We start from the raw sequence: 24090 nt of genomic DNA on the forward strand, positions 1-24090 counted from the left end.
TCTTTAATGGAATTGGTATAAAACACAGATACGTCATACCTTTGGTATTAACAGACACAAAAAAACCGCAGTGAAAACACTGCGGTTTTATTTGTTTAGTGTAGCTTAAGCTAGTTTAGCTTGTAGCGCAGCATCTTTAGCTTGAACAGCTTCAGCAGACTTAGCACGCTCTTCTTTTACTGCTACAGCTAGTGCATCATCACCAACCGCTAGCATTTGCGCTGCTAGGTAACCCGCATTTTTAGCGCCAGCACTACCAATAGCAACTGTAGCAACAGGAACGCCACCAGGCATCATCACTGTAGATAGTAATGCATCATGACCTTGTAGTGGACCATTGTCTATTGGTACACCAATCACTGGACGAGTTGTGATACCAGCAACTGCACCTGCTAAGTGTGCAGCAAGACCAGCAGCACAAATAAATACTTTACAACCACGAGCTTCAGCATCAGTCACGTAAGCGTGAGTAGCAGCTGGAGTACGGTGGGCAGATGTCACTTTAGCTTCAAACGTAATGTTGAAAGTCTTTAGTACATCTAGGGTAGATTGCATTGTAGGCAGGTCAGAATCAGACCCCATTAATACTGCAACAAATGGTTTGCTCATTTTTTGTCCTTGTGTAGGGCGGTACATTATTATATTTGCGCGCATTATAATGAAAATAAGCGCAAAGAGTAAACAGGCTTCCCCCAAAGCCAATGGTCTAATTATCTCTAAGCTTGGTTTTGACTGCAAATAACTTATTAGTACATATGTATAACAAATGATTAAGATTGCCAGCCAATCTCTTATTTACCTTTAAGAACCCTGTGATTATACGGCGCCATGCCGAACTAAGCGCTTCAGTGGCTATAGAGCATGAACATTGTGTATCACTTTGTAACACCACGAGGTGTTCACACAAATAATTTTGCCAGTCAAAATGATGATATATACATTTGCGTTATTAAACGTAAATAGCACTACAGTTTAGTCGCGTAAATTTGATAAACTCGCTCGATAGCTTTCAACAAATACACCTACTTGCCGTTGTAAGATTAAGCACTTGTTAGAGTTGTACTTTTTATCTACTATTTAAGTTATTTACCATGAGCTTTACCAGCACATATTTTCATTTGAATGCAGCAAACAAATGGTTTGACTCCGTTGAATAGGATATTCATGTTGCCCATCAAAGACAGTTTAAAAAAGAAGAAAATTGATTCACTCGATTGGAAGACTCACTTAGCTCTGCTAGGCGTGCCATTAATGCTGCTTTTTGTCTGTTGGTCATTTTTTTTTAGTATCACCGCATCACCAAACGCTGTGGCAAACTTGCTCCTTGTTGGCATCATCTACCTGCTTGGCTACAGTCTCAATTACTATTTTCATCAGGGACGCCTCACAAGACTTTGGGAGCATCTGCAGCAAGTTGTGCATGTGAATGAAACCACGTTTGAATTAGTTAATATTTCCAGCCAGTATCAAGATGAAACCGCTTTTTTAAACGCGCTGCTGAATAAAGCCGTGAGCAGTGTTGATGGCGCTGAAATGGGGTCAATTATTCGAGTCGAACCAAACAGCGGTGCACTCTCATTTGTTTCGAGTGTGGGAATTGATATCAATAAGCTTAGACAACTCAATATCAATTTGAAGCAATCATTTGAATATCGGTTAACCAAAGGTAAATGCGATAGAGTCGTTGTTATTGATGATATGGAAGCGATTAACTCTCGCAGCTCATTAAGTTCATCGACTCAAAGTATCCTGCTCGATGCTCCCTCGACACCGATACGTTCAACCTTATCGAGCCCGATCCATATTGATGGTCAGCTTTACGCCATGCTCAATTTAGATAGCGGAAAAGTGAAAGCGTTTAGCCACTATGATCGCAACCTAGTGGCGATACTGACTCATGAAGCTGCCAATGCCATTTCTCTTTACCAAAAAAACCATAAGATTAACTTGCTAGCCAACTTTGATAGTTTAACTGAATTGTACAACCGTCAACGTTTTGAATCCCTTGTTAACGAATGGAAGCTAAAGCCCCATTTTGGTAGTTACTTGATACTCATCGATTTAGATAACCTTAAAGCAATTAACGACCAACATGGTCATACGGCAGGCGACGCAGCATTACAGAAATTGAGCCGCCTTCTCAAAGCTCAATGGCATGAAACGCAGTTAGTGGCGCGTTATGGCGGCGATGAATTTATAGCACTGTGCCACGGGCCTATAGAGCGTATCGAAAATGAACTAAGTACTATAGAGGCGGCACTAAGTAAGCTAGGAGATATTAGCTTTAGTTATGGTATCGAGCAGTATCATGGTCAGTTAAATAAGACAATAAAAGCTGCCGATGAAGCAATGTATAAACATAAGCGTGGCAAGGTCTATAAGCATTTATAAAACGCTGATAGACCCAGTATATTGCTAGGCTCACCTTTAGCCTACGCTTACACGCACACTCGCTTGAGGATTTTATCCAGCTGAGCAGATGTGCTTTTTTGCTCTCTTGCTTGCTCAGAAATCGTCTTCAAATTACGATGCACATCTTGGCTAAGCCGTGAGATTTCAGATGCTCGGTCATTAATACTTGAAGTTGATGTTTGTTGACCCTGAATACTGTCATTAATATTTCCGGTCAACGTATCAAGTTGCTGAAAAGCGCCACCAATATCGGTAAATGCTTGCGACACCCGATGACATTGCTGCAAGCTTTCTTGGCTCACGCGCTGGCTTTCACCAATTGCCGTAACTGCGCTGCTGGTTTTACCTTGCAGGCCTTCAACGATGCTTTGTATTTCGACGGTTGACTCTTGGGTTCTGTGGGCCAATGCCCTTACTTCATCTGCCACAACAGCAAAACCTCGCCCCTGTTCTCCCGCCCGAGCTGCTTCAATTGCCGCATTAAGGGCTAGCAGGTTGGTTTGCTCAGCAATACTTTTGATCACTTCTAACACGTTGCCGATTTTTTGGCTGTCTTTATGCAACACATCAAGTTCGCTAACCAAGCTTTCAATGCCATGGGTAAAATCTCCCATAAAGGTTTGATTCTTTAAGGCGTCCTTGGTACCCGTTTGCAATAATTCATTCACTTTCATAGAGGTGGACTGCAGCTCTTTAGCATTGCCTGTCAACTCCTGAGCAGTACCATCTATTTCACTCAATGATTGAGTGATCTTTGCATTTTCGTCGCTGCTTAGCTCTACAGATACCTCAGCTAAAGTCATCTGCTCTGCCAGCTGCTCTGAACCTTGACGGAAAATGGTTGCGTCATTTCGGACCTTATCAAGAATACCTTTTAGGCCTTCAATAAATTCACTCAGGTTATTCGTAATTAATGCCAACTCATCGTCACTAACATCAACAAGACGTTCTTTGGGAGCCTCCTCAGTGCTCACCACTAATGCCAGATATTGCCTCAATCTGGCTAACCGTTTACTCAATATATTGTTAATCACATACCAGCAGCCAATCACTTGAGCCAGCGTTATGCCCAAAAGTAACATAGCGATATCCCACTTAGAGATTGAAGCATCAGCAAACAATATAAATAGCAGTAATGCAGCAAGACCTACCGCAACGACAGGGAAAATAAGCTTCAATTGCAACTTGTGATCATCATTATCTTGCATAAAGAGTTCCATTCAATAGGCAGAGCCAAGGAGTGAATTATTAGCTGCCGCAGCAGATTAAATTTGATTTAACAAAATATCTACATTGTTATCGGGCAAAATAGAAAAACATGAAGGGCTAATTTATAATATTTACGAAAAAAGCCAGTTGCGATTGCAAACTGGCTTTAACGATTATTTATCGCATGAGCATTAACTATCCGAAAAATAGTCGCCACAACCAAGAAGAATCAAGATCCTCCTGACACTGTCGATATTGACCTGCATAACGTTTTGAGCGGTCATCGACTTTTTTAGCGACTTTGATCAGCCAAGCTTTTTGATTATAAGTTTTACGTTTATAACCGCCCCAACCTTCATGGTAATTTAAGTATTGGTTACGCGCATCCCACTTAGATACTCCATTGATTTTATGCGTTTTATAGATAAACCACCCCATAAAATCCATCGCATCGCTAAAATTACTGCGGCTCGACCAAGAATTACCCGTCTCTCTTACATAATCATCCCAAGTCATGGTTTTTGCTTGAGCATAACCATAAGCACTGCTCGCTCTTCCTGTGGGAATAAAGCCTAAGAAGTACTCCATTGGCGGCGCGGCATTATGTTTAAATGAGCTTTCTTGGTACATCATTGCCAGAGGCACGTGAACTGGTACGCCCCATTTCTCTCGGGTATCTTTGGCAGCAGTATACCAAGAACGATTTTCTTGAAATATCGAGCAAAGGTTTTCGGGGTCTTTCGGAGGAGGAGTTGCGCAACCCGTTAATAGTGTTGCCAAGATAACAGTCGCAAAAAATGCAGGCCATTTCATAAAAATTCATACCAACAGACAATAATAGCAATGCGCTAGTGTCACATTGATAGCTCTAATATGCAATTAACCAATCATTAAATTGTGTTAGAAATCAAGCAGAGACTCAGCTTATTGAGGCTCTAGAAATTCACACTCATAAGATTCTTGGCTAAGCACTTCAGGTTGCCAGAAATCAGGGTTTTTGCCACTATAAATTTTATCACGATTAAACTTTGCACCTATGTGATAACGAGTATTAGCCTCCACATTCACAGTCAGCTCTTTGGGGGTACGAGCTGCAAGTGAGACATTTAAGTCTGGTGAGTCGATTAATTCAGCCAATGTGAAGCGATGCGCGCCGACACTTAAGCGGTAATTAGGCTGGGAGATCACAGGCTTGCCATCAAGGTGGGTGACTACTGCTCGATACAGGCCTAGCTCGGGCTCTGGTGCCAGAAAACTTGATACCGTGCCACACTGATTATTGCTATCTAGCTGTGTTGCACAGCCAGATAACAGAGATATTGATAACAAAGCCAATAGTTTAAGATTTGGCAAACTTATGACTCAAAGTAATCTGCAAGAAACTCATCAAAACTCACCTCTCCAAGTGCTTCACTCGCAGCTTGCTGCTGAAGAGACGTTTTAGCATCTTGCTCGTAGCGTGCAAGCACTGAGTCACTAATAGGGTAGTCCTTGAGTTCTTGATGGTACTGCTGTGCAAGCGACATCACCCACTGGCTGTGATCAACCTGCTCCCGTTTAAGTTTGCCTATAATTCGACCCGACAATGTCTCATCAGGATTAACAACCGCTTTATGCCAGTGAGCTAGCGCCTGTTGATAGTCGCCGTCAGCGCCATCATCAAGCAGGTTTGCAATCGAGCTCATATTAGCAAATAAGCTTTCTAACCAGTTTGAAAGTGATACTTGGTTACCATTTTGACTTAACTGTAAGCCTGGTTTACGCCCTTCAAGCACCACAGCTTGTAGATTGGCTGCAATCTCGGCCTCTTCTGTAGCATCTGTGCTAGCAGAAGGCTGTAATAGGCAGTTAAGCAAAAACATATCTAAGAAACGAATTTGAGATTTCTCAATTCCCACAGCACTGTATGGGTTAACATCGAGCGCTCTAACTTCAATATATTCAACTCCAGCACGTGCTAGAGACTCAGAAGGTTTCTCATTCCCTTTTGCCACTCTTTTTGCGCGAATAGGTGAGTAAAATTCATTTTCTATCTGCAATACATTTGCATTTAATTGACGATATTCACCATCGACTTTTACGCCTATTTTGGCAAAATTCTCTGAAGGCATATTGATGGCAGCGTTCATACCTTCAAGATAAGAGGATAAATTGTTGTAGCTGATATCCAAATTGTCTTGTTCTTGATTGGTATAACCCAAATCACTCATACGAAGCGAGGTTGCATAGGGTAAATAAAGTGTACCTTTACCGACTTTTTCAAATTGGAGTGATGTCTGCTGATCTTTGATAAACGACCCACATAGTGCAGGCGATGCACCAAATAAGTAAGGCAGTACCCACACCAAACGGCGGTAATTACGGATCAAGCCAAAGTAAGACTCTGAAATAAATGCATCTTTCGTCAGGCTTTTATCAGATAAGTCATAGAGGCGGCTCCATAAATCATCTGACACAGAAAAGTTAAAATGCACACCCGAGATAATCTGCATCTGCGCGCCATATCGATAGGTCAATCCTTTACGATATAAGCGTTTCATTTTGCCATTATTAGAGCTGCCATAATCTGCGATTGGGATATTAGCAACATCGCCAACATAACAAGGCATACTGACAGGCCATAAGCGCTGGCCATTTAGATGACGCACGCTATATGCATGGGTGTAAGTTAAATCTTCAACGAGTGAATCAATATTTTCAAAAACTGGAGTAATAAACTCTAGTAAGGACTCACTATAGTCAGTCGTTATCCGCGAATGCATTAACGCAGAGCCCAATGCTTGTGGATGACTGTCTGAAGCTAAGTGACCTGTCTTTTCAATTCTAAGCGCTTCGCGTTCAATGCCTCGTTGCATTGCCCTAAGTGCTCGACGACTTAATGGATCAGACAGATCCCCTACTAATTCATTGAATGATTTCAATATATTATTCTCTAGTACGTGACTTAAACTCAAAGTTCAACATAATCAGACCCGCGCTAATTAACTAAACTTTCAAGTCATATAAAAATAATTGTTATGTCTATATCATGACAATTATAGATGAGGCACTCCTACCTATAGGAGCACCACATCTATATTGGGCCTAAACGCTAACTTTACAACTGCAAAATCTCAATTGGATAACCAAGTGTAGATAATTCAGACTCTATCTTGGCACGATCACCAACGACAAGAATAAGCATATCGTCAAGTTTTAACTGACTTTTAGCTAAACCGTTGAGCTCATTAAGTGTCACTTCATTAGTGATCTTAGTTTGTTGCTCACTGTAATTGTCATCTAGATTATAACGTTGAATGTTACGCATTAAGCCCGCTTTTTGGTACGGCGTTTCGTAATCTAGCGCTTTAGACTGTGAAATAGAGTTTTGCATAAAGCTCAGTTCATTCTCAGTCATACCACTCGCTTGGAATTCATTAATCTCTTTAATAAACTCAATTAATGCTTCGGTGGTAACATCACTACGAACACTTGCGGTAGCTTGATAAAACCCTTGTTCAGGTCCGCCGGAGAAATAGCTTCTTGCGCCATAGGTGTAACCTTTATCTTCACGAAGATTAAGGTTTATCCGACTATTGAATGCGCCGCCCAACGGGTAGTTCATCAAATACGACTTAAAGAACGTACCTGTAGCATCATACGCAAGTGCACGTTTACCAATCTTAATCACAGACTGTGCCGCTTCTGGCTTATCTACGATATAGATTTTACCGCCAGAGAATGCCGGTAACGGCGCCAACTCAGGAAATGGTGTTTTATCGCCCTTCCAGCTGTTTAGACCGCTCAACTTTGCCAACATCTGTGCTTCATTTAAATTGCCTACAGCCACGATTTGAGCATTGCCTGCGGTATATTGGCGCTGATAGAAAGCTTTTACATCATCTAATGTGATTGCAGAAACCGATTCAATTGAACCACCACTGTTCACTCCAAACGGACTTTTATCACCGTATAACAGCGTTCCAAATGCTCTAGAAGCAAGATAGTTTGGTTCGGTCAACTGACGCTGAAGATTCTGTAGTATCTGTTGCTTAACCCTGTCAAAATCAGCTTGTTTAAAGGCTGGTTCAAACAGCTTCTCTTGTACAATTTTCATTGTCGCATCAAGGTTTTCAGTCAAAGCAGAGATCTTCAGATGACTTTGATAGCTACTCGCACCAAAGCTAACATTACTGCCGAGCATCTCTAATGCTTGAGTAAGATCTTCTGCACTGCGCTTAAGGCTTGATTCATTCATCATTGATGCAGTGATCGATGCTAAACCAGCTTGCTGCACATCAAGTATTCGATGTCCGCCATTGAGGTAGACGACGACTTCAACCGTAGGTGTTTCGTTGGTTTCAGTACCGATAACGTCAATGTCATTGGCTAACTTACCTTGCCATAGTGTTGGGATTTTCAATACCGGTGCAGCGCCGACAGGCGGTACCTGGTTACGATCAAACTTAGAGGTAATTTGCGGTTTAACGTTTAAGTTTTGCACAGCAACGGCAGCAACCTTTTCAGTTGGTGCAACAAAGTTATCAGCTTTAGCGATTAACTGCTTCTGACCTTGTGGCACGACACTCATTACCACCATAGGCTTGTCTTTGATATATTGATTAAACACGCGCATCACATCTTCTTTGGTGACGTTGGCATAACGTGCCAAATCAGAGCCAATCATGTTGGGGTTACCAGAAAATGTTTCGTTAAATGCTAGGCTAGAGACTTTAACCTGCACGCTTTGCAGACCAAAGATGGTGGCCGCCTCAAAGTTAACTTTCACCTTTTCCAGATCTTCATCATTGACGCCACGCTGCTCAAACTCAGTTATCGAGTCGCGCATGATTTTCTCAATAGTGTCCAAATTCCCGCCTTTAGCAGGATTAGCTAATGCGTACAAAGAGAACTGACAAGCAAGCTCCTGACAAGGATGGCTAACACCTGCCTGTACAGCAAAACCATCTTTGACTAAGTTCTTATAGAAGATTGATGTTTTACCGCCGCCAAGAATATTAGACAGTAGATCTAATGCAGGCTCATCTTCATGACGGGCGTAAACAGTCGGCATCCCCATGCGGATCAGTGGTAAGTGAACCCGGTCTTCCATTGATAGATAGCGATCTTCATCCAAAGTCACTAACGACTTAGTTGGTTCTGCAACCGCTGGTCCAGCTGGAATTTCACCGAAATACTTGTTCACCCAAGCGAGTGTTTGTACTTCATCAAAATCACCACCAATCGTTAATGTGGCATTATTAGGCCCATACCAACGTTGGAAAAAGTGTTTAACGTCTTCAACATCTGCACGATCTAAATCTTCAGGCCAACCGATGACAGGCCAAGAGTACGGGTGGCCTTGTGGATAAAATGCCTGATTGAAACGTTCACCCATTCTGCCGTAAGGGCGGTTGTCGATCCGCTGTGCCCGTTCGTTTTTAACCGTCTCACGCTGTACTTCAAACTTTTCTTCGGTTAACGCAGGTAAGAAAAAGCCCATACGGTCCGACTCAAGCCAGAGCATTTTCTCTAACTGATTGTTCGGTACGGTTTCAAAATAATTGGTTCTATCGGTGTTTGTGGTGCCGTTTAAGGTGCCACCCGCTTCAGTGACCATCTTAAAATGTTGTTCATCGCCAACATGTTGTGAGCCTTGGAACATCATATGTTCAAACAGGTGAGCAAAGCCGCTGCGTCCTTCTAACTCACGGCCTGAGCCAACGTGGTAAGTTACATCAACATGCACCAGTGGATCGGAATGGTCTTCATGTAATATAACAGTTAAACCGTTGGCTAATTGATATTTACGGTAAGGGATCCCTACCTCTTGCCCTGAAAAGCTAACGGTCTCAAGTAATGTCACTCCGGCAGGTAAGGTGGGTTGTACCTCTTGTTGACCCGCACATCCAAATAACGCGGCACTGACGGCCGCTGCTAACATCCATTTTTTCAATTGTTATCTCCTTCGCTTGAATGCCGATACTGTTCTATCGTCTAAATATGGCTCTAGTATTACTCACTCAGCTTAAAACAACCAGTAAGGACTCATCGACTTAAAACTCCGCTTATACCGAAAATTAACCACAATAATCAACATACCATTTCATGCGTTTCAGCTTTAACTCTAATGACGCAGACATAAGCCATCAAATCTATTATGTTTTTATAGCATTAAGCGTCGCTATCAGTCATGTTACTTACATGTAAACTGTTAATATAATTAAAACAAACTTGCATATTACAATAAGTTATAACTAAATCAGTTTGTGGTGCAAGGCACTCTATCTATAGAATGCCAATATATACTCCTTCACTGTATGAAGGCAGCATTTTCCTAGTTAGTAATTGTAAATAATTAAGTGATAACTCCGTCACTTAAACTATAAAAATAGAATATTTGGAATATTGATAATGTGGCAAACGATTAAAAACATCCCTTTTTGGCAAAAGGTATTAGCTGCCTTTGTGCTTGGCGCCACTGTTGGCGTTATCTTTGGCGAGTCAGCAACGGTATTAAAGCCTCTTGGCGATCTATTTATCAGCGCCATTAAGATGCTGGTTGCCCCGCTTATTTTCTGTGCCATTGTCGTGAGCATCACCTCTTTAGGCTCACAAGCAAATTTGAAACGTTTGAGCTTTAAGACGCTAGGCATGTTTATGCTGACGGGTACGATTGCATCACTCATTGGCTTAACTATCGGTTCTCTCATTGATATGGGCGGTACAACGGAGCTTGTCGCAAGCGAAGTGAGCGAGCGTCATGTCCCTGGTTTTGCTCAAGTGTTGCTCAACATGGTTCCAGTCAATCCCTTTGCTTCGCTGGCCGAAGGAAAGGTGCTGCAGATCATAGTATTCGCGGCATTGATTGGTATTGCTATCAATAAAGTTGGCGAAAAAGCAGAACCGCTGAAGAAAACCCTTGAAGCAGGTGCCGAGGTAATGTTCCAACTTACCCGCATGGTGTTGCAACTAACTCCTATTGGTGTATTTGGCTTAATGGCTTGGGTGGTAGGTGAATATGGCTTATCTATGCTGTTGCCATTGGGTAAATTTATTGGAGCTATTTACCTTGCTGCATTAATTCACATTATTTTCGTCTATGGCGGCTTAGTGAAGTTTGTGGCCAAATTAAGCCCGGTTCAATTCTTTAGAAAAGCAATACCGGCACAAATTGTTGCATTCACGACGGCATCAAGTTTTGGTACGTTGCCAGCGAGCACGCGCTGCACTGAATCAATGGGAGTTTCTAAGCGTTATAGCTCGTTTGTACTGCCACTGGGTGCGACTATGAACATGGATGGCTGTGGCGGTATTTACCCTGCGATAGCCGCAATTTTTATTGCTCAAATCTATGGCATCCCACTCGACATGACCGACTACATGCTCATTGCTGTAACTGCAACAGTGGCGTCAGTGGGTACTGCTGGCGTGCCTGGTAGCGCAATGGTGATGTTAACCGTGACATTAGGTGTAGTTGGATTGCCCCTTGAAGGGATTGCATTTATTGCCGCCATCGACCGTATTATCGATATGATCCGTACAGCAACCAATGTCACTGGTGACATGATGACTGCAGTCGTCATCGGTAAATCTGAAGGCCAATTGGATCAAGAGCAGTTCTACGCAGATGACAACCAAAAGTCTGCGCCTGTAGCTGGCTAGACAGTTCTGAACTCATAAAAAGGCCGCTATTGCGGCCTTTTTATTTCGCGCAAAATCCCTCTAAGTACTGGCTTTACCGTTCATTTTAATCAAGGCATACCGAGTTAGCTGATATTGTTAAGGCTCATTTCAGTAAACAAGAGCAGAATTAACGACGGTCTAACCCCTATCTATATTCGATAAAATTCCTACTGAAGCCTGCACTTTCATGTAGCTTGGGTATATACTTTAAAATCATATCGCTACGCGACTAATATTGAGGATGTTAAGTATGGCAAAGCTGTTTTTTCTTCCACTGCTACTCTCTCTCGCATGGGCACTATTTCTCAACTATAACGGCGTGCCACTAAAACAAGGAAGAAAAGGCTTTCTCTATATCGTCGGTATAAGTTTAACGATTATATTCGCCTTAGGTTTCTTGCTTTGGCTTACTGCAGACCAGAATATTCGCAGCTGGTAAAGCTCGTATATTCGCACTGCAGCCGCTCCTAACCCAATCGCTAGGACTAGGAGCACAGGCCGCTAACCTAACGATTCATCATTAAGCGATATTCCGCCTATATCGATATCACTCCAAATGACAACATCCCCCTCATCACTTGAGAAAATAAAACCTTGTAGCTCATCAATATCAACGCCCTCAGCTTGGTACTTTTGGCGCAGTTCGTCATCCATATCTTGACTGTTGAGGGTGTTATCAGACTGGCTCCAATTGCTACCTGATAAGTCTAGATTATCACTGCCGACCACCAAAAAGTTATTCTCGAATGGATCATCGTTGTCGTTTGCAACAATTCCATCACCGTCGCTCTGCTGGTAGATCTTATCCAGAGATAGCATCAATTGGATATCAGTAACGCCATCTTCAACAATAAAGGCTTCCATATTTTGAATACCTGCACCTGTCATATCGATGATTTCATTATTGTCACCTGACACCTGCAATACATCAAAACCTTCGCCGCCGTCGTAACTGAAACTATCATTACTCATACTGCCGTCGGCATTGCTGCCAAAATCTTCACGGTCAAAGACTAAGGTATCGTCACCAGCCCCACCAAACAGTACGTCAACACCTGTGCCACCATCGATGGAATCAGAACCACTGTCACCAAACAAAATGTCATCACCGCTGCCGCCAGCTAACGTATCCGCGCCGTCACCACCATACAGTTCATCATTACCACTGCCACCATCGAGCTTATCATCGCCAACACCTGCAAACAGCAAGTCACTACCGCTACCGCCACTTAATTGATCATTACCAACGTCACCATGGAGCTGGTCATCGCCGCTACCTCCGATTAGCTTGTCGTCACCTTCACCGCCGAACAATTGATCACTACCGCCGCCACCAACCAGTTTATCGTTGCCAGCCTCACCATAAAGCATGTCATCGCCGGAACCACCACTTAAGCTATCGTTACCTTCGCCACCAAATAACTGATCATTTCCGCTGCCTGCAGACAGTGTATCGTTACCTGCGCCGCCATCTAAAAGATCTGCACCTGAGCCTGTGGTGAGCTTATCGTTACCCTCTTCGCCTGAAAGCTGATTGTTACCATTTCCAGCATTAATATTATCAGCGCCACTCCCACCACTAATTTGATCATGACCCGCACCGCTCACGATAGTGTCATCACCATCGTCACCACTAATAATGTTGTCGCCAGCACCCGCATTTATGTTGTCATTACCTTCGCCACCAGCAATGTTGTCGTTGCCAGAGCCTGCAATAATCGAATCTGTGCCACTGCCGCCCGTAATAGTGTTGTGTCCATCACCCGCTTTGATGTCATCATCACCAGCGCCACCAGATATAATGTCGCTGCCCGCGCCTGTAACAATGGTATCGTTGCCAAGATCGCCACTGATTTGGTTATCACCGCTACCGCCGTCGATACTGTCGTTGCCATCACCGCCAGAGATAATATCGTTACCGCTTCCCGCTACGATGCTATCGTCACCAGCGCCACCACTAATGTTATTATGGCCTTCCCCCGCGTGAATGGTGTCATTGCCCTCACCACCTGCAATAACGTCATTGCCACTGCCTGCAACAATACTGTCATTGCCCGCACCACCGCTTATCGTGTTATCGCCATTCCCCGCTGCAATAGTATCGTTACCATCGCCACCCTCAATATGGTCATTTCCACTACCTGTAATGATTGTATCTTCGCCAGCCCCACCTTCTACGGTATTGTGGCCTTGATGTGACTCAATATAATCTTTACCTTCACCACCGATTAAGGTGTCATTGCCACTGCCACCGTACAGTACATCATCACCTGTACCGCCATCGAGCGTGTTATCACCAAACTCAGCATGAAGTTCATCTTCCCCCTCACCACCAGAAAGAAGGTCATTACCAGCCCCAGCAAATAGCTTATCTTTACCTGCGCCGCCCTCAATCGTGTCGTTACCATCACCACCGAGCAAGATATCGTCGCCTTCTCCACCATCAATAGTGTCGTTACCGCTACCGCCATCAACAAAGTCACTACCCAGTCCACCGATAACATTATCATCGCCTTCACCGGCAAATAGCTGATCATCAGCATCGCCACCATCAATGGTATCCTCACCGACACCACCGAAGATTAAGTCAGCACCTGCACCGCCAGCGATACTATCATCTCCGCCTTCGCCAAAGAGTTGATCATCACCTGCGCCACCTGACAAGCTATCATTGCCTTCACCACCAAAAAGCAGATCATTACCTTCATCGCCAGCGATGCTATCTTTACCATCACCACCAAAAATGGTGTCGATCCCCACTCCACCAGTAATGATGTCATCGCCGGTGCCAGCATCGATAAAATCATCCCCCTCTTCACCGTGTAGAGTATCCGCACCATCCCCACCGTAAACGACATCGTCACCCGCGCCTGCATATACAGTATCGGCGCCCACTCCGCCGTATACCTCATCTTTACCATCACCCGTACTTATGGTGTTACTGCCGTCTTCACCAAAAACTTTATCGTCTCCATCGCCGGTATTAATCGTGTCTGCACCGCCACCAGCAAACACCATGTCGTCACCCTCCCCAGTGTCGACATGGTCATCACCTTCACCAGCAAAAACGAGATCGTCCCCCTCACCAGAGGTGATGGTGTCATTGCCGCCATCACCATATAATTGATCGTCTGCAGTGCCGCCGATTAAGCGGTCATCTCCTTCACCGCCAGCCAATAAACCCGCCTCGTTCTCAGCATAAAGAGTATCGTTGCCCGCACCGCCATATAGCTCATCATATCCTTCGCCACCCACAAGTATATCGTCACCATCACCACCAAAGAGTTTGTCGTTACCATCGCCGCCGAGCAACTGATCAGCCCCTGAGCCTGCATATATGGTGTCATCGCCCTCATCACCAGAAAGCATGTCATCACCGCTGTCGCCCACGAGAATATCTGCGTCGACGCCACCCGAAATGACATCTGCCCCAGCGCCGCCAATCAAGGTGTCGTTGCCTTCGCCGCCATCGAGCACATCGTCGCCCATGCCGCCATCAAGCATGTCATGACCTTCACCCCCTATGAGTGTGTCGGCATTATCACCACCGTAAAGCGAATCATCTCCTGAACCACCGTCAAGGAGATCCCGGCCCACACCGCCGTGCAGCAAGTCATTACCCAAACCACCTTCAACGGTATCGTGTCCGTCCTGCGCATAAACGGTATCATCACCTTCGCCTGCAATAATGGTGTCATGCCCTGAGCCTGCATCAATAATATCGTGTCCTCCACCGGCGGTAATGGTGTCGGTACCATCTCCACCAATAAGGACATCATCGCCATCTTCGGCGGTAATGATGTCGTCTCCAGCACCACCGTCTAAGAAGTTATCACCACTGCCAGATAACAATTCATCGTTACCGTCACCGCCACTTAAGCTGTCGTTGCCAGCACCACCTTCGAGGCGATCTGCTCCAGCGCCACCGTATAAGGTGTCATTACCGACTCCACCAGTAACTAAGTCATCACCATCTTCAGCGTAAATAGTGTCGTCACCATCCCCCCCTTCAAGCACATCATCTCCAGCACCCGCATAGATAGTGTCATTGCCTGCCCCCGCAATCACTGTATCATCCCCCGCATTGGCGAATATCACGTCATCGCCGCTGCCGCCATCTATGCTGTCGTCGCCGACCCCGGCGTAGACCAAATCGTTACCATCACCTGCATCGATAATATTTTGGCCCGAGCCCGAGTAAATACTGTCGTTACCGCTACCGCCAATTAACGTGTCGTCTCCATCGCCAGCATAAATAGCATCATGACCACTGCCACCGTCTATGATGTTTTCACCATCACCACCATAGAGGGCATCATTACCGACACCACCGTCAATAACATCATGACCAGACTCGGCATAGACAACATCATCACCCTCGCCGCCGATAATAGTGTCGCTATCACTGCCACCATAGATGGTGTCGTCACCTTTACCACCATCGAGAACATTGGCTCCTGAATAACCAAATAACACATCGTCGCCTTCGCCACCTATTAGTACGTCATCTCCATCGCCTGCATGCAGCTCATCGTTACCAGCGCCACCAGCTAAAGTGTCATTTCCTTCCTCGCCAAAGAGTTTGTCATCACCAGCATCACCTTCAAGTACATCATCTCCCGTGCCTGCTAATAACACGTCGGCACCTGCGCCACCTTGCAAACTATCGCTGCCACTACCAGCAATTAGCACATCATCACCTATACCACCCGATAAGCTATCATCGCCTTCATCGCCTTGAAGGTAATCATTACCTTCAGCCCCCGTCATCTCATCATCGCCTTTACCACCAAGCAGTTGGTCATGACCCGCTCCGCCAGCCAGCTTATCGTTACCGTCATCACCAAGGAGAAGGTCATCCCCTTCTGCGCCAAACAGTGTGTCATCACCAAGCTCGCCCATTAAGGTGTCGTTGCCTGTCCCGCCATACAGAGTGTCATTATCATTACCGCCCATCAGCGTGTCTGCGCCAGCGCCACCTGTTAATAAGTCATCACCTTGCCCCCCCATAAGTAAGTCATCGCCGGCCTCACCATGAAGTTCATCACTATTGATGCCACCATCGAGCAGATCATTACCTTCACCGCCATAGAGGATATCTTCACCTTGCTGACCCATTAGGTGGTCATCACCCTCCCCACCATCGAGAACATCGTCATAGGTATTCAGTGCAACCAACTCAACCGAATCGATAACCACTGATTCATCTGCGCCAATACCACTGGCAACAAACTGCAGCTCTATATCACCGCTCGTATCAAGTTGATCTTGGGTTAGTTCAAAATTAATCTGTAAAGTACCATTTTCTAATTGGGTGGCCGTTCCCGTTACCGTAACCATCTCGCCGTTTTCATTGGGGACGAGTATATTGATGGTCAGTTCAGCTCCTCCTTCTAGTACTGGGCTATTTTCTGGCAGGGCAACGTTCAATGTAAAATTATTGCCACCCGCACCGACATAGCCGCCAATATTGATAATTTGGCTTGCGGGGTTATTTGCTGTTACGGGGTCAACGGGCTGCTCGCCACTGAACACCGTTTGCTCGACGCCCCAAGCGGTAGTTTCTGCATTTTCGACCACCGGTGTATCTGACTGTTCGTCTAAACCTTGGTCGCCCAAAATAAAGTCCTTACCCTCTTGGCCTGAGATACTGTCATCGCCCTCTCCGCCAACCAAATAGTCATCACCAGAACGACCATCGATGATATCATTACCAGTTCGTCCTTCAATATGGTCATCACTACTTGTACCAACAAGTACATCATTTTGATTAGTATCATCCATGACAAAATTCCTTCTTTAAATAGGGAGGTAATAGAAGCTAAATAGCTTGAACTAATAATTAACTTTCTCTAAATGCCAGCTCAAAAGAGCTACCAAGTGGTGACAACAGGTATTCAAGTAATGTCCGAGGTTGCAGCACAATAAATACATCGGCAGACATTCCTGGGTGCAACTTAATATTTGAATGGTTGCTATCAATGGGGTTCAGTTTAACTTTGACTAAGTATCCTTCTGGTTGTCCTGCTGATGAAGCGAAAAAACGGTCTGCAGAGACATGAATGACCTCTCCGCTCATTGGTATTGCATCGCGACTGTCATAAGCGGTAAGCCGGACTTGAGTTAATAACCCTACATGCACGACATCAATATCCTCTGGACGCACATAGGCTTCCACTATCATGTCATCTGTTTCTGGCACTAACTCCATCAATATCTGACCAGGCGATATAACGGCTCCAATAGAGTGGATAGCCATGGCGACAACGGTACCGCTATGCTCCGCAGTAATAGTAATATGCTGCTTCTTATCAATTTGAGCTGACAGTCGGTGCAAACCTTCATCTCTTATCTGTCGCTGCTCTTGTAATTGCTGTGCCCAATGCAGTTGTCTATTTGAGCGTTCTACCTCATGGTTTTGATTCAACTCCCCCAGCCTTGCAGTGGTAACATCAACCTCTGCCTGTAGCTGCGCGAGCAGACCTTCAACCCCAGATTCACTGCGCTGAATCGCTAAGTGACGAGATTTAGAGACAAAACCATCGTCTAGTAAACTGGCATTCATCTGTACCTCCTCCTTGACTAAATCTAACTGTTTCCGAGTCGATACAAGCCTCAGTTGAGTCCCTTTTAAGCTGTGTTCTAGCTGATTTTTTTGGAAAATGTATTGCTGAGTAAACATATGAAAATCTGAAGTCTGCCTTTCAAACATCAATTGCTGCATGACCATTATTTGGTCAACTTCATCGCGCTGCTGATGCTCTAAAACAAGCGAAGAAAACACTAAATGGGTTGAATTCTCTAATCCATCACCAGCTCCTTCGAGTAACGGAGTTAACCTATCGATTTGTGCTTGGGCTCGTACTGTTTTTAATAACAGCCGCTGATAGTCAGCTTCTACCTGCACGTCACTTAACTCAATCAAGACTTGACCTTGATCTACGTGTTGTCCTTCAAAAGCTAAGATCTGTTTTACTTGACCGCCATGTAAGTGCTGTACCTTCTTGCGTTGACTCTCGGCCACCAACTTACCCGGTGCAATGGCTGCGGCATCGATTTTGGTCAAACTCGCCCAAATAACAAAGCCACCGACAGCAAACACGATAATAGATAAACCGAACACTATGACCCTGTGAGTATTAAATTCCACTAAATCGTCCATGCTCATATCCTTACTGATTTGCAGCGGGTTTATCGATTGATTGAACCGCATTTTCTGTACGTTCACTGAACTCATGTATATCGGAAATGAACTTTTCTTTCGGACCCGCTTTTTCTATAAAACCGTCTCTTAAGCAAACAACCCAATCCATCTGCCGTAAAAACCCTGCTCGGTGGCTGATCATTATCACGGTGATCCGTTGCTCTTTGCAGTACTGCAGTACTATCGCCAAAGCCACTTCGCCTTCGGGGTCTAGGTTAGAATTGGGTTCATCGAGGATTAACACTTTAGGTTTGCTAAACAGTGCTCTCGCGAGAGCTAAGCGTTGCTTTTGTCCACCACTGATTTGACTACCCGCCTCACCTAACTGGGTTTCATAACCTTTAGGTAAACCGATGATAAGCTCGTGGACACAGGCAAGTCGTGCCGCTTCGACGATCTCTTTAGGCTCAGCATCACTGAATCGGCAGATATTCTGCGCAACAGTGCCAGATAGAAGCTCTACATCTTGGGAGACAAAACCGATATAACGTCCAAGCTCATCGCCATTCCATTGATTCAGGCAGGCGCCATCAAGCTTTACCATACCGCTCGTGGGTGTCACGATCCCCATCAGTAGCTTAGCGAGAGTCGATTTTCCAGAACCGCTAGGGCCAATTATCGCGAGGGAGAGCCCCGCTTGTAGGCGAAAGTTAATATTGTTAAGTATCGGCTTGTTATGACGATCGATAGCAAAGCTTACTCGTTCGAGTAGGTACTCTCCTTTAGGGGCGGGTAGCGAGGTCTTTTTCTCCTCAGGTGCTTTTTTTAACGCCTGCTTCAATCTTTGATAGGCCTGCCAACTCGACTCCCAATTTTTCCAGCAACCAACAGCTTGCTCTATGGGTGCCATAGCCCGTCCAAGAATAATTGAGGCAGCGATGATCTCACCAGTGCCCAATTGCTGAGTTAGCACAAGCCCAACACCTATACCAATAACGGCGACCTGTAAAAGCGTCCGAGTTAAACGAGTTAATACCAACATCATGCTGACCTTATCGGCCACACTCCACTGTAACCCGAGTAATTGTTGATGCCCTTTCTGCCAATGCTTAGCAACATCAGCCGCCATTCCCATGGCTTGCAATGAACTTGCATGACGTAAGATATCGTTTATCTGCATGCTACTTTCAATCACCGCTTTTGATGCCGCATCTTGCGGTGGTTTAGCAGCAGCTTTTACACCAAACGCTAACAATGACAATACGATAGCCCCAAATGTCGCCGTTACACCCAATAATGGATGCAGCCCAAACAACACAATAAGAAATACGATAACCCAAGGGGCATCAAAGATTGCCGTCGTTGATGGCGTAAGGAGAAGACTTCGAACTTCACGCACATCGAGTAAACTCTGTTTGCTAATACTGCCTTGCCTAGCAGACGCTTCAATTGATTCATGTACCAGCATAGAGCTCAACTTCATCTCAAGCTTAAGCCCGCTCTGTTGCATCAACTTATTGCGGACAAAATCCAATGACGCTTGTACAACAAGCAAAAAAACGACAATGAGAGTGAGGTTAACGAGAGTGTGGTAACTGGAACTAGCTATGACTCGCCCAAAGAGTTGTAAACTGTAAATAGGCAGCGCTAGCATCAAAAGATTGACAAAAAAACTGAATATCGCCACGTACTTTAATTCCATTTGTAGTGAGCGAATAATACTATTGAAGTGATTATTCATAAGTTCGCACTCCATTGCGAAAGGTATTGCAGGTGCCGAGGTAAACTGCCATTAAGTTGCTTTCAGTATAGCCAAGGGTTTTAAAAATTTTGCTTCACGCAAAAAAAATCCCGTACTTAAAAAGTACGGGATTGATTTAGCTCATAAATATATTTGATATTTTTAGTCAAACATTTTATTAGCCAAGCACTGCAAGCAATACACCAGCGGCAACAGCGCTACCTAATACACCAGCCACATTAGGCCCCATCGCGTGCATAAGGAGGAAGTTTTGGTTATTCGCTTCAAGCCCCACTTTGTTCACGACTCGTGCAGCCATTGGCACTGCAGACACCCCTGCTGCGCCAAGTAGCGGGTTGATCTTACCACCCGATAGCTTACTCATAAGCTTAGCCATTAACACTCCTGTCGCCGTGCCGATACCAAACGCTACAGCGCCCAATACCAAAATACCAAGAGTTTCGACTTGCAAGAACTTATCTGCTGATAACTTAGAACCAACAGCAAGGCCTAAGAAGATAGTCACGATATTGATAAGCTCGTTTTGGGCAGTGCTCGATAATCTGTCGACCACGCCAGATTCACGCATCAAGTTACCGAGACAGAACATGCCCACCAGCGGCGTTGCTGCTGGTAAGAACAAAATAGTTAATCCAAGTACCATCAGCGGAAAAATGATCTTCTCCTTTTTGCTGACTTCCCTTAACTGCTCCATCTTAATTTGACGCTCAGACTCTGTCGTTAGCAGCTTCATGATTGGCGGCTGAATGAGTGGTACCAATGCCATATAGGAGTACGCGGCAACCGCAATAGCACCCAGTAGATCAGGCGCAAGTTTCGACGCCAAAAATATCGCCGTGGGCCCATCTGCACCACCGATAATCGCAATCGCTGCCGCATCCTGCATCGAGAACTCAAAACCTGGAATTAGGTTTAGGCCGATTGCACCAAGCAGTGTGGCAAAAATGCCAAATTGCGCCGCTGCGCCCAGTAACAACATTTTAGGGTTAGCGATCAGCGCACCAAAATCGGTTAGTGCACCGACTCCCATAAAGATAAGTAGCGGGAAGATCCCCGTCTCAATACCAACATGATAAGCAAAATAGAGCAGCCCACCTTCGTCAGTAAAACCAGCATTGGGAATGTTGGCCAAAATCGCACCAAAGCCAATAGGTAGCAATAGTAATGGTTCAAATCCCTTAGCAATGGCTAAGAACAGCAACAAGCAGCCAACGCCCATCATAAATATTTGGCCTACCGTAAAGTTGGCAATGCCAGACTCTGACCAAAAAGCTAATAATCCTTCCATGAAGACTCCTAAGCTAAGGCTAGCAGTTGACTACCAACAGCGACCGAATCACCCTCTTTCACCCAAACCTGAGAGATCACACCATCGGCCTCAGCTCTTACTTCCGTTTCCATCTTCATCGCTTCGAGAATAATAACCACGTCCCCCTCTTTGACACTATCACCAAGAGACACATGTACTTTAAAAATGTTACCTGATAACGGCGCATTTTGTTCAAGCTTTACCGCTGACGTATCAACAGCTGCAGCTGGTGCAGGTGTTGCAAAAGGCACCACATTCTCAGCGGGGGTAATTTCACTAATATCGCCACCTTCAGCGACCTCAACCACAAAGCGTTGCCCTTGCACTGTTACCGTGTAAGTTTCAGGCCCTGGTTTATCTGTGCTGGCAAGTTCTGTCTTTTTAGCTTCCTCAAGTGCTTTAGCTGCAACTTCTGGTTTAGGCTCAAATGCATCAGGGTTATTGCGGTTGCTAAGGAACTTCAAACCAATCTGCGGGAATAATGCATAGGTTAATACATCATCATCGAGCTCTGTTGACAGTGTGATTGCCTCTGCAGTGGCCTTTTCAGCAAGCTCAACTCGCAACTTATCAAGTTCAGCTTCAAGAAGGTCAGCTGGGCGACATGTAATCGCTTCGGCTCCAGCAAGTACGCGCTGTTGAAGCTCACCATTGACCGGGGCTGGTGTCGCACCGTACTCGCCTTTTAGTACCCCTTCAGTCTCTTTTGTCATCGACTTATAACGCTCACCCGTTAAAACATTGATGACAGACTGGGTACCTACAATTTGCGAGGTGGGTGTGACCAGTGGCAGAAAACCTAAATCTTCACGAACACGTGGGATCTCTTCCAACACCAAATCTAACTTATCTGCCGCGCCTTGCTCTTTGAGCTGGCTTTCCATGTTAGTCAACATGCCACCAGGCACTTGTGCGCGAAGTATTCGTGAATCAATTCCTTTCAGTTCGCCCTCAAATGCTGCATATTTTTTACGTACCACTCTGAAATAAGCAGCAATCTCTTCCAGCAATTCCATATCATAACCAGTGGCTCTATCAGTACCTTCAACCATAGCGACCACGGTTTCGGTGGCGCTGTGTCCGTAGGTTTGACTCATAGAAGAGATAGCTGTATCGAGAACATCTATACCTGCTTCAATCGCTTTTTGATAAGTTGCAGTGCTAAGCCCTGTAGTCGCGTGACAATGAAGAGAAACGATTAAGTTAGTTTGAGATTTGATTTGGCTTATCATCTCATAAGCCTCAAATGGCTTTAACAGCCCGGCCATATCTTTAATGCACAAAGAGTGACAGCCCATATCTTCTATGCGCTTAGCCATATCAATCCAAGTCGCTGTCGTATGTACAGGACTGGTAGTATAAGACAGTGTCCCTTGTGCATGAGCGCCAACTTCAACCACAGACTTAACTGCAGTTTCAAGATTTCGCACATCATTCATTGCATCGAATATACGGAACACATCAACACCGTTGGTGTGAGCACGTTCTACAAATCGGTTGACTAAATCATCCGCATAATGACGATAGCCTAAAAGGTTTTGCCCTCGAAGTAGCATCTGCTGAGGCGTGTTAGGCATCACTTTTTTTAGTTCTCGAATACGTTCCCAAGGATCTTCACCAAGGTAACGAATACAGGAATCAAACGTTGCACCACCCCATGACTCAAGCGACCAAAAGCCAACTTTATCGAGCAATGGCGCAATAGGTAACATATCTTCGGTACGCAACCGAGTAGCGAGTATTGATTGGTGAGCATCTCTTAAGACGACATCGGTTAAAGCCAGTGGCTTGCTCATGGTAAACTCCCTACTTTATTATGCTTTTTGACGGTGTTGATGAATTGCTGATGCAATAACAGCAGCCATTAAAGGGCTCACTGCAGGTTTGCTTGCGATTGGCTGGAGAGCAGCACTGCTAGTTTTTTCTTGGGGCTTTGGCGCATATTTCTTAGCAACTAACTTCATTGCTAAAATCAATACACTTAAAAACACAAAAACCAAACACATGCCGAGGATCATTATTCCTAACGCATCGGTTAACTGTTCTGATATTGCTTCCATCTAATCCTCTCACCAACCATAAAATTGCCGAAGTGCAAACAAACTCGCTAAATGAAGACTCACATGTAGAAGTCATTTAGCTAACGATGTGAACACACTGAAATAAAATAGATATTTATTCACTATTAATTCACACATTATGCATTTCTTTTGATAGCAGCCAAACGAGCTTAATGCCAGCTATCGCTATCATAGGCAAAAACAATAACTAATCTATAACAAAATAGCGAGCAGTTTGTAAATTGGTCATACCAATAAAAACAAAAGCAAACATAACTGGATGAAGATTCCACAAATAAGGCGGTAATAAAATGATAAATTCGCAATCAAAATACAACTCTCATCTTATTTAAACAATTGACTCAGTAAATTGAAGGAAATTGATTTCAGATATGAGAACAGAAGACTAGCAAAGGCAACAATATGAGGTTTTATGCACAAAACAAATCTGTATTAAAGAAGCTGGAGTAATCGCCAATTTGTATGGTCTTCCTTACATATTTGGTAAATATGTAGTGGTCAACTAATA

General features: G+C 44.7%; 15 protein-coding genes. 3 read left to right on the forward strand and 12 right to left on the reverse strand.

Features of this window, described 5'->3' with window-relative positions; all coding sequences use genetic code 11:
* Positions 1–105 precede the first annotated feature (105 nt).
* Complete coding sequence (purE, locus tag AB4135_RS12275; RefSeq protein WP_220738800.1) at positions 106–609, reverse strand: 5-(carboxyamino)imidazole ribonucleotide mutase; 504 nt, start codon at positions 607–609, stop codon at positions 106–108.
* A 558-nt stretch (positions 610–1167) separates the two neighbouring features.
* On the opposite strand from purE, the gene AB4135_RS12280 reads away from it, so the two are divergent.
* Positions 1168–2391 (forward strand): sensor domain-containing diguanylate cyclase, encoded by a 1224-nt coding sequence (locus tag AB4135_RS12280; RefSeq protein WP_371993239.1) that lies wholly within the window; start codon positions 1168–1170, stop codon positions 2389–2391.
* A 47-nt stretch (positions 2392–2438) separates the two neighbouring features.
* Here the strand turns inward: AB4135_RS12280 and AB4135_RS12285 are convergent, their stop codons facing one another.
* From AB4135_RS12285 to AB4135_RS12305, 5 genes are all read right to left on the reverse strand, one after another.
* Positions 2439–3620 carry a methyl-accepting chemotaxis protein gene (locus tag AB4135_RS12285; RefSeq protein ID WP_371993216.1) on the reverse strand — a complete coding sequence of 394 codons (1182 nt, stop codon included), beginning with the start codon at positions 3618–3620 and terminating at the stop codon, positions 2439–2441.
* A gap of 196 nt (positions 3621–3816) precedes the next feature.
* The gene (locus AB4135_RS12290) at positions 3817–4434 is read right to left on the reverse strand and encodes a hypothetical protein (RefSeq protein WP_371993218.1); all 618 of its coding nucleotides are present in this window, start codon (positions 4432–4434) and stop codon (positions 3817–3819) included.
* 111 nt (positions 4435–4545) lie between these two features.
* Entirely contained in the window at positions 4546–4974 is a 429-nt protein-coding gene (locus tag AB4135_RS12295; protein ID WP_371993220.1) for a hypothetical protein, read from the reverse strand.
* A 2-nt stretch (positions 4975–4976) separates the two neighbouring features.
* The gene (gene gshA / locus AB4135_RS12300; RefSeq protein WP_371993222.1) at positions 4977–6542 is read right to left on the reverse strand and encodes a glutamate--cysteine ligase; all 1566 of its coding nucleotides are present in this window, start codon (positions 6540–6542) and stop codon (positions 4977–4979) included.
* Positions 6543–6718: 176 nt separating this feature from the next.
* On the reverse strand, positions 6719–9556 hold the full coding sequence (locus tag AB4135_RS12305) for a M16 family metallopeptidase (RefSeq protein WP_371993224.1): 2838 nt from the start codon (positions 9554–9556) through the stop codon (positions 6719–6721).
* Positions 9557–10011: 455 nt separating this feature from the next.
* Between AB4135_RS12305 and AB4135_RS12310 the strand changes: the two genes are divergently transcribed.
* Positions 10012–11265, forward strand: coding sequence for a dicarboxylate/amino acid:cation symporter (locus AB4135_RS12310; RefSeq protein WP_371993241.1), 1254 nt, complete (start codon positions 10012–10014; stop codon positions 11263–11265).
* 271 nt (positions 11266–11536) lie between these two features.
* Positions 11537–11725 carry a hypothetical protein gene (locus AB4135_RS12315; RefSeq protein ID WP_371993226.1) on the forward strand — a complete coding sequence of 63 codons (189 nt, stop codon included), beginning with the start codon at positions 11537–11539 and terminating at the stop codon, positions 11723–11725.
* A 62-nt stretch (positions 11726–11787) separates the two neighbouring features.
* On the opposite strand, the gene AB4135_RS12320 is transcribed toward AB4135_RS12315, so the two are convergent.
* From AB4135_RS12320 to AB4135_RS12345, 6 genes are all read right to left on the reverse strand, one after another.
* On the reverse strand, positions 11788–17070 hold the full coding sequence (locus AB4135_RS12320) for a beta strand repeat-containing protein (protein ID WP_371993228.1): 5283 nt from the start codon (positions 17068–17070) through the stop codon (positions 11788–11790).
* A 58-nt stretch (positions 17071–17128) separates the two neighbouring features.
* Positions 17129–18448, reverse strand: a complete 1320-nt coding sequence (locus AB4135_RS12325; RefSeq protein ID WP_371993229.1) for an HlyD family type I secretion periplasmic adaptor subunit — start codon at positions 18446–18448, stop codon at positions 17129–17131.
* Between the two features lie 10 nt (positions 18449–18458).
* Positions 18459–20171: a type I secretion system permease/ATPase gene (locus AB4135_RS12330; RefSeq protein WP_371993231.1), complete on the reverse strand. Its 1713-nt coding sequence runs from the start codon at positions 20169–20171 to the stop codon at positions 18459–18461.
* A 178-nt stretch (positions 20172–20349) separates the two neighbouring features.
* Positions 20350–21480: a sodium ion-translocating decarboxylase subunit beta gene (locus tag AB4135_RS12335; protein ID WP_371993233.1), complete on the reverse strand. Its 1131-nt coding sequence runs from the start codon at positions 21478–21480 to the stop codon at positions 20350–20352.
* An 8-nt stretch (positions 21481–21488) separates the two neighbouring features.
* Entirely contained in the window at positions 21489–23297 is a 1809-nt protein-coding gene (oadA, locus tag AB4135_RS12340) for a sodium-extruding oxaloacetate decarboxylase subunit alpha (RefSeq protein WP_371993235.1), read from the reverse strand.
* An 18-nt stretch (positions 23298–23315) separates the two neighbouring features.
* Complete coding sequence (locus AB4135_RS12345) at positions 23316–23561, reverse strand: OadG family protein (RefSeq protein WP_371993237.1); 246 nt, start codon at positions 23559–23561, stop codon at positions 23316–23318.
* Positions 23562–24090: the final 529 nt, after the last annotated feature.

Origin of the sequence: Shewanella sp. 10N.286.54.B9, assembly GCF_041468565.1 — a bacterium.
Lineage (GTDB): Bacteria > Pseudomonadota > Gammaproteobacteria > Enterobacterales > Shewanellaceae > Shewanella.

What these genes read in the sequence shown, in the direction of transcription:
- purE (WP_220738800.1), bottom strand. Translation starts at nt 609, where the DNA reads ATGAGCAAACCATTTGTTGCAGTATTAATGGGGTCTGATTCTGACCTG.
- AB4135_RS12320 (WP_371993228.1), bottom strand. Translation starts at nt 17,070, where the DNA reads ATGGATGATACTAATCAAAATGATGTACTTGTTGGTACAAGTAGTGAT.
- AB4135_RS12345 (WP_371993237.1), bottom strand. Translation starts at nt 23,561, where the DNA reads ATGGAAGCAATATCAGAACAGTTAACCGATGCGTTAGGAATAATGATC.
- AB4135_RS12330 (WP_371993231.1), bottom strand. Translation starts at nt 20,171, where the DNA reads ATGAATAATCACTTCAATAGTATTATTCGCTCACTACAAATGGAATTA.
- AB4135_RS12315 (WP_371993226.1), top strand. Translation starts at nt 11,537, where the DNA reads ATGGCAAAGCTGTTTTTTCTTCCACTGCTACTCTCTCTCGCATGGGCA.
- AB4135_RS12285 (WP_371993216.1), bottom strand. Translation starts at nt 3,620, where the DNA reads ATGCAAGATAATGATGATCACAAGTTGCAATTGAAGCTTATTTTCCCT.
- oadA (WP_371993235.1), bottom strand. Translation starts at nt 23,297, where the DNA reads ATGAGCAAGCCACTGGCTTTAACCGATGTCGTCTTAAGAGATGCTCAC.
- AB4135_RS12290 (WP_371993218.1), bottom strand. Translation starts at nt 4,434, where the DNA reads ATGAAATGGCCTGCATTTTTTGCGACTGTTATCTTGGCAACACTATTA.
- AB4135_RS12335 (WP_371993233.1), bottom strand. Translation starts at nt 21,480, where the DNA reads ATGGAAGGATTATTAGCTTTTTGGTCAGAGTCTGGCATTGCCAACTTT.
- AB4135_RS12325 (WP_371993229.1), bottom strand. Translation starts at nt 18,448, where the DNA reads ATGGACGATTTAGTGGAATTTAATACTCACAGGGTCATAGTGTTCGGT.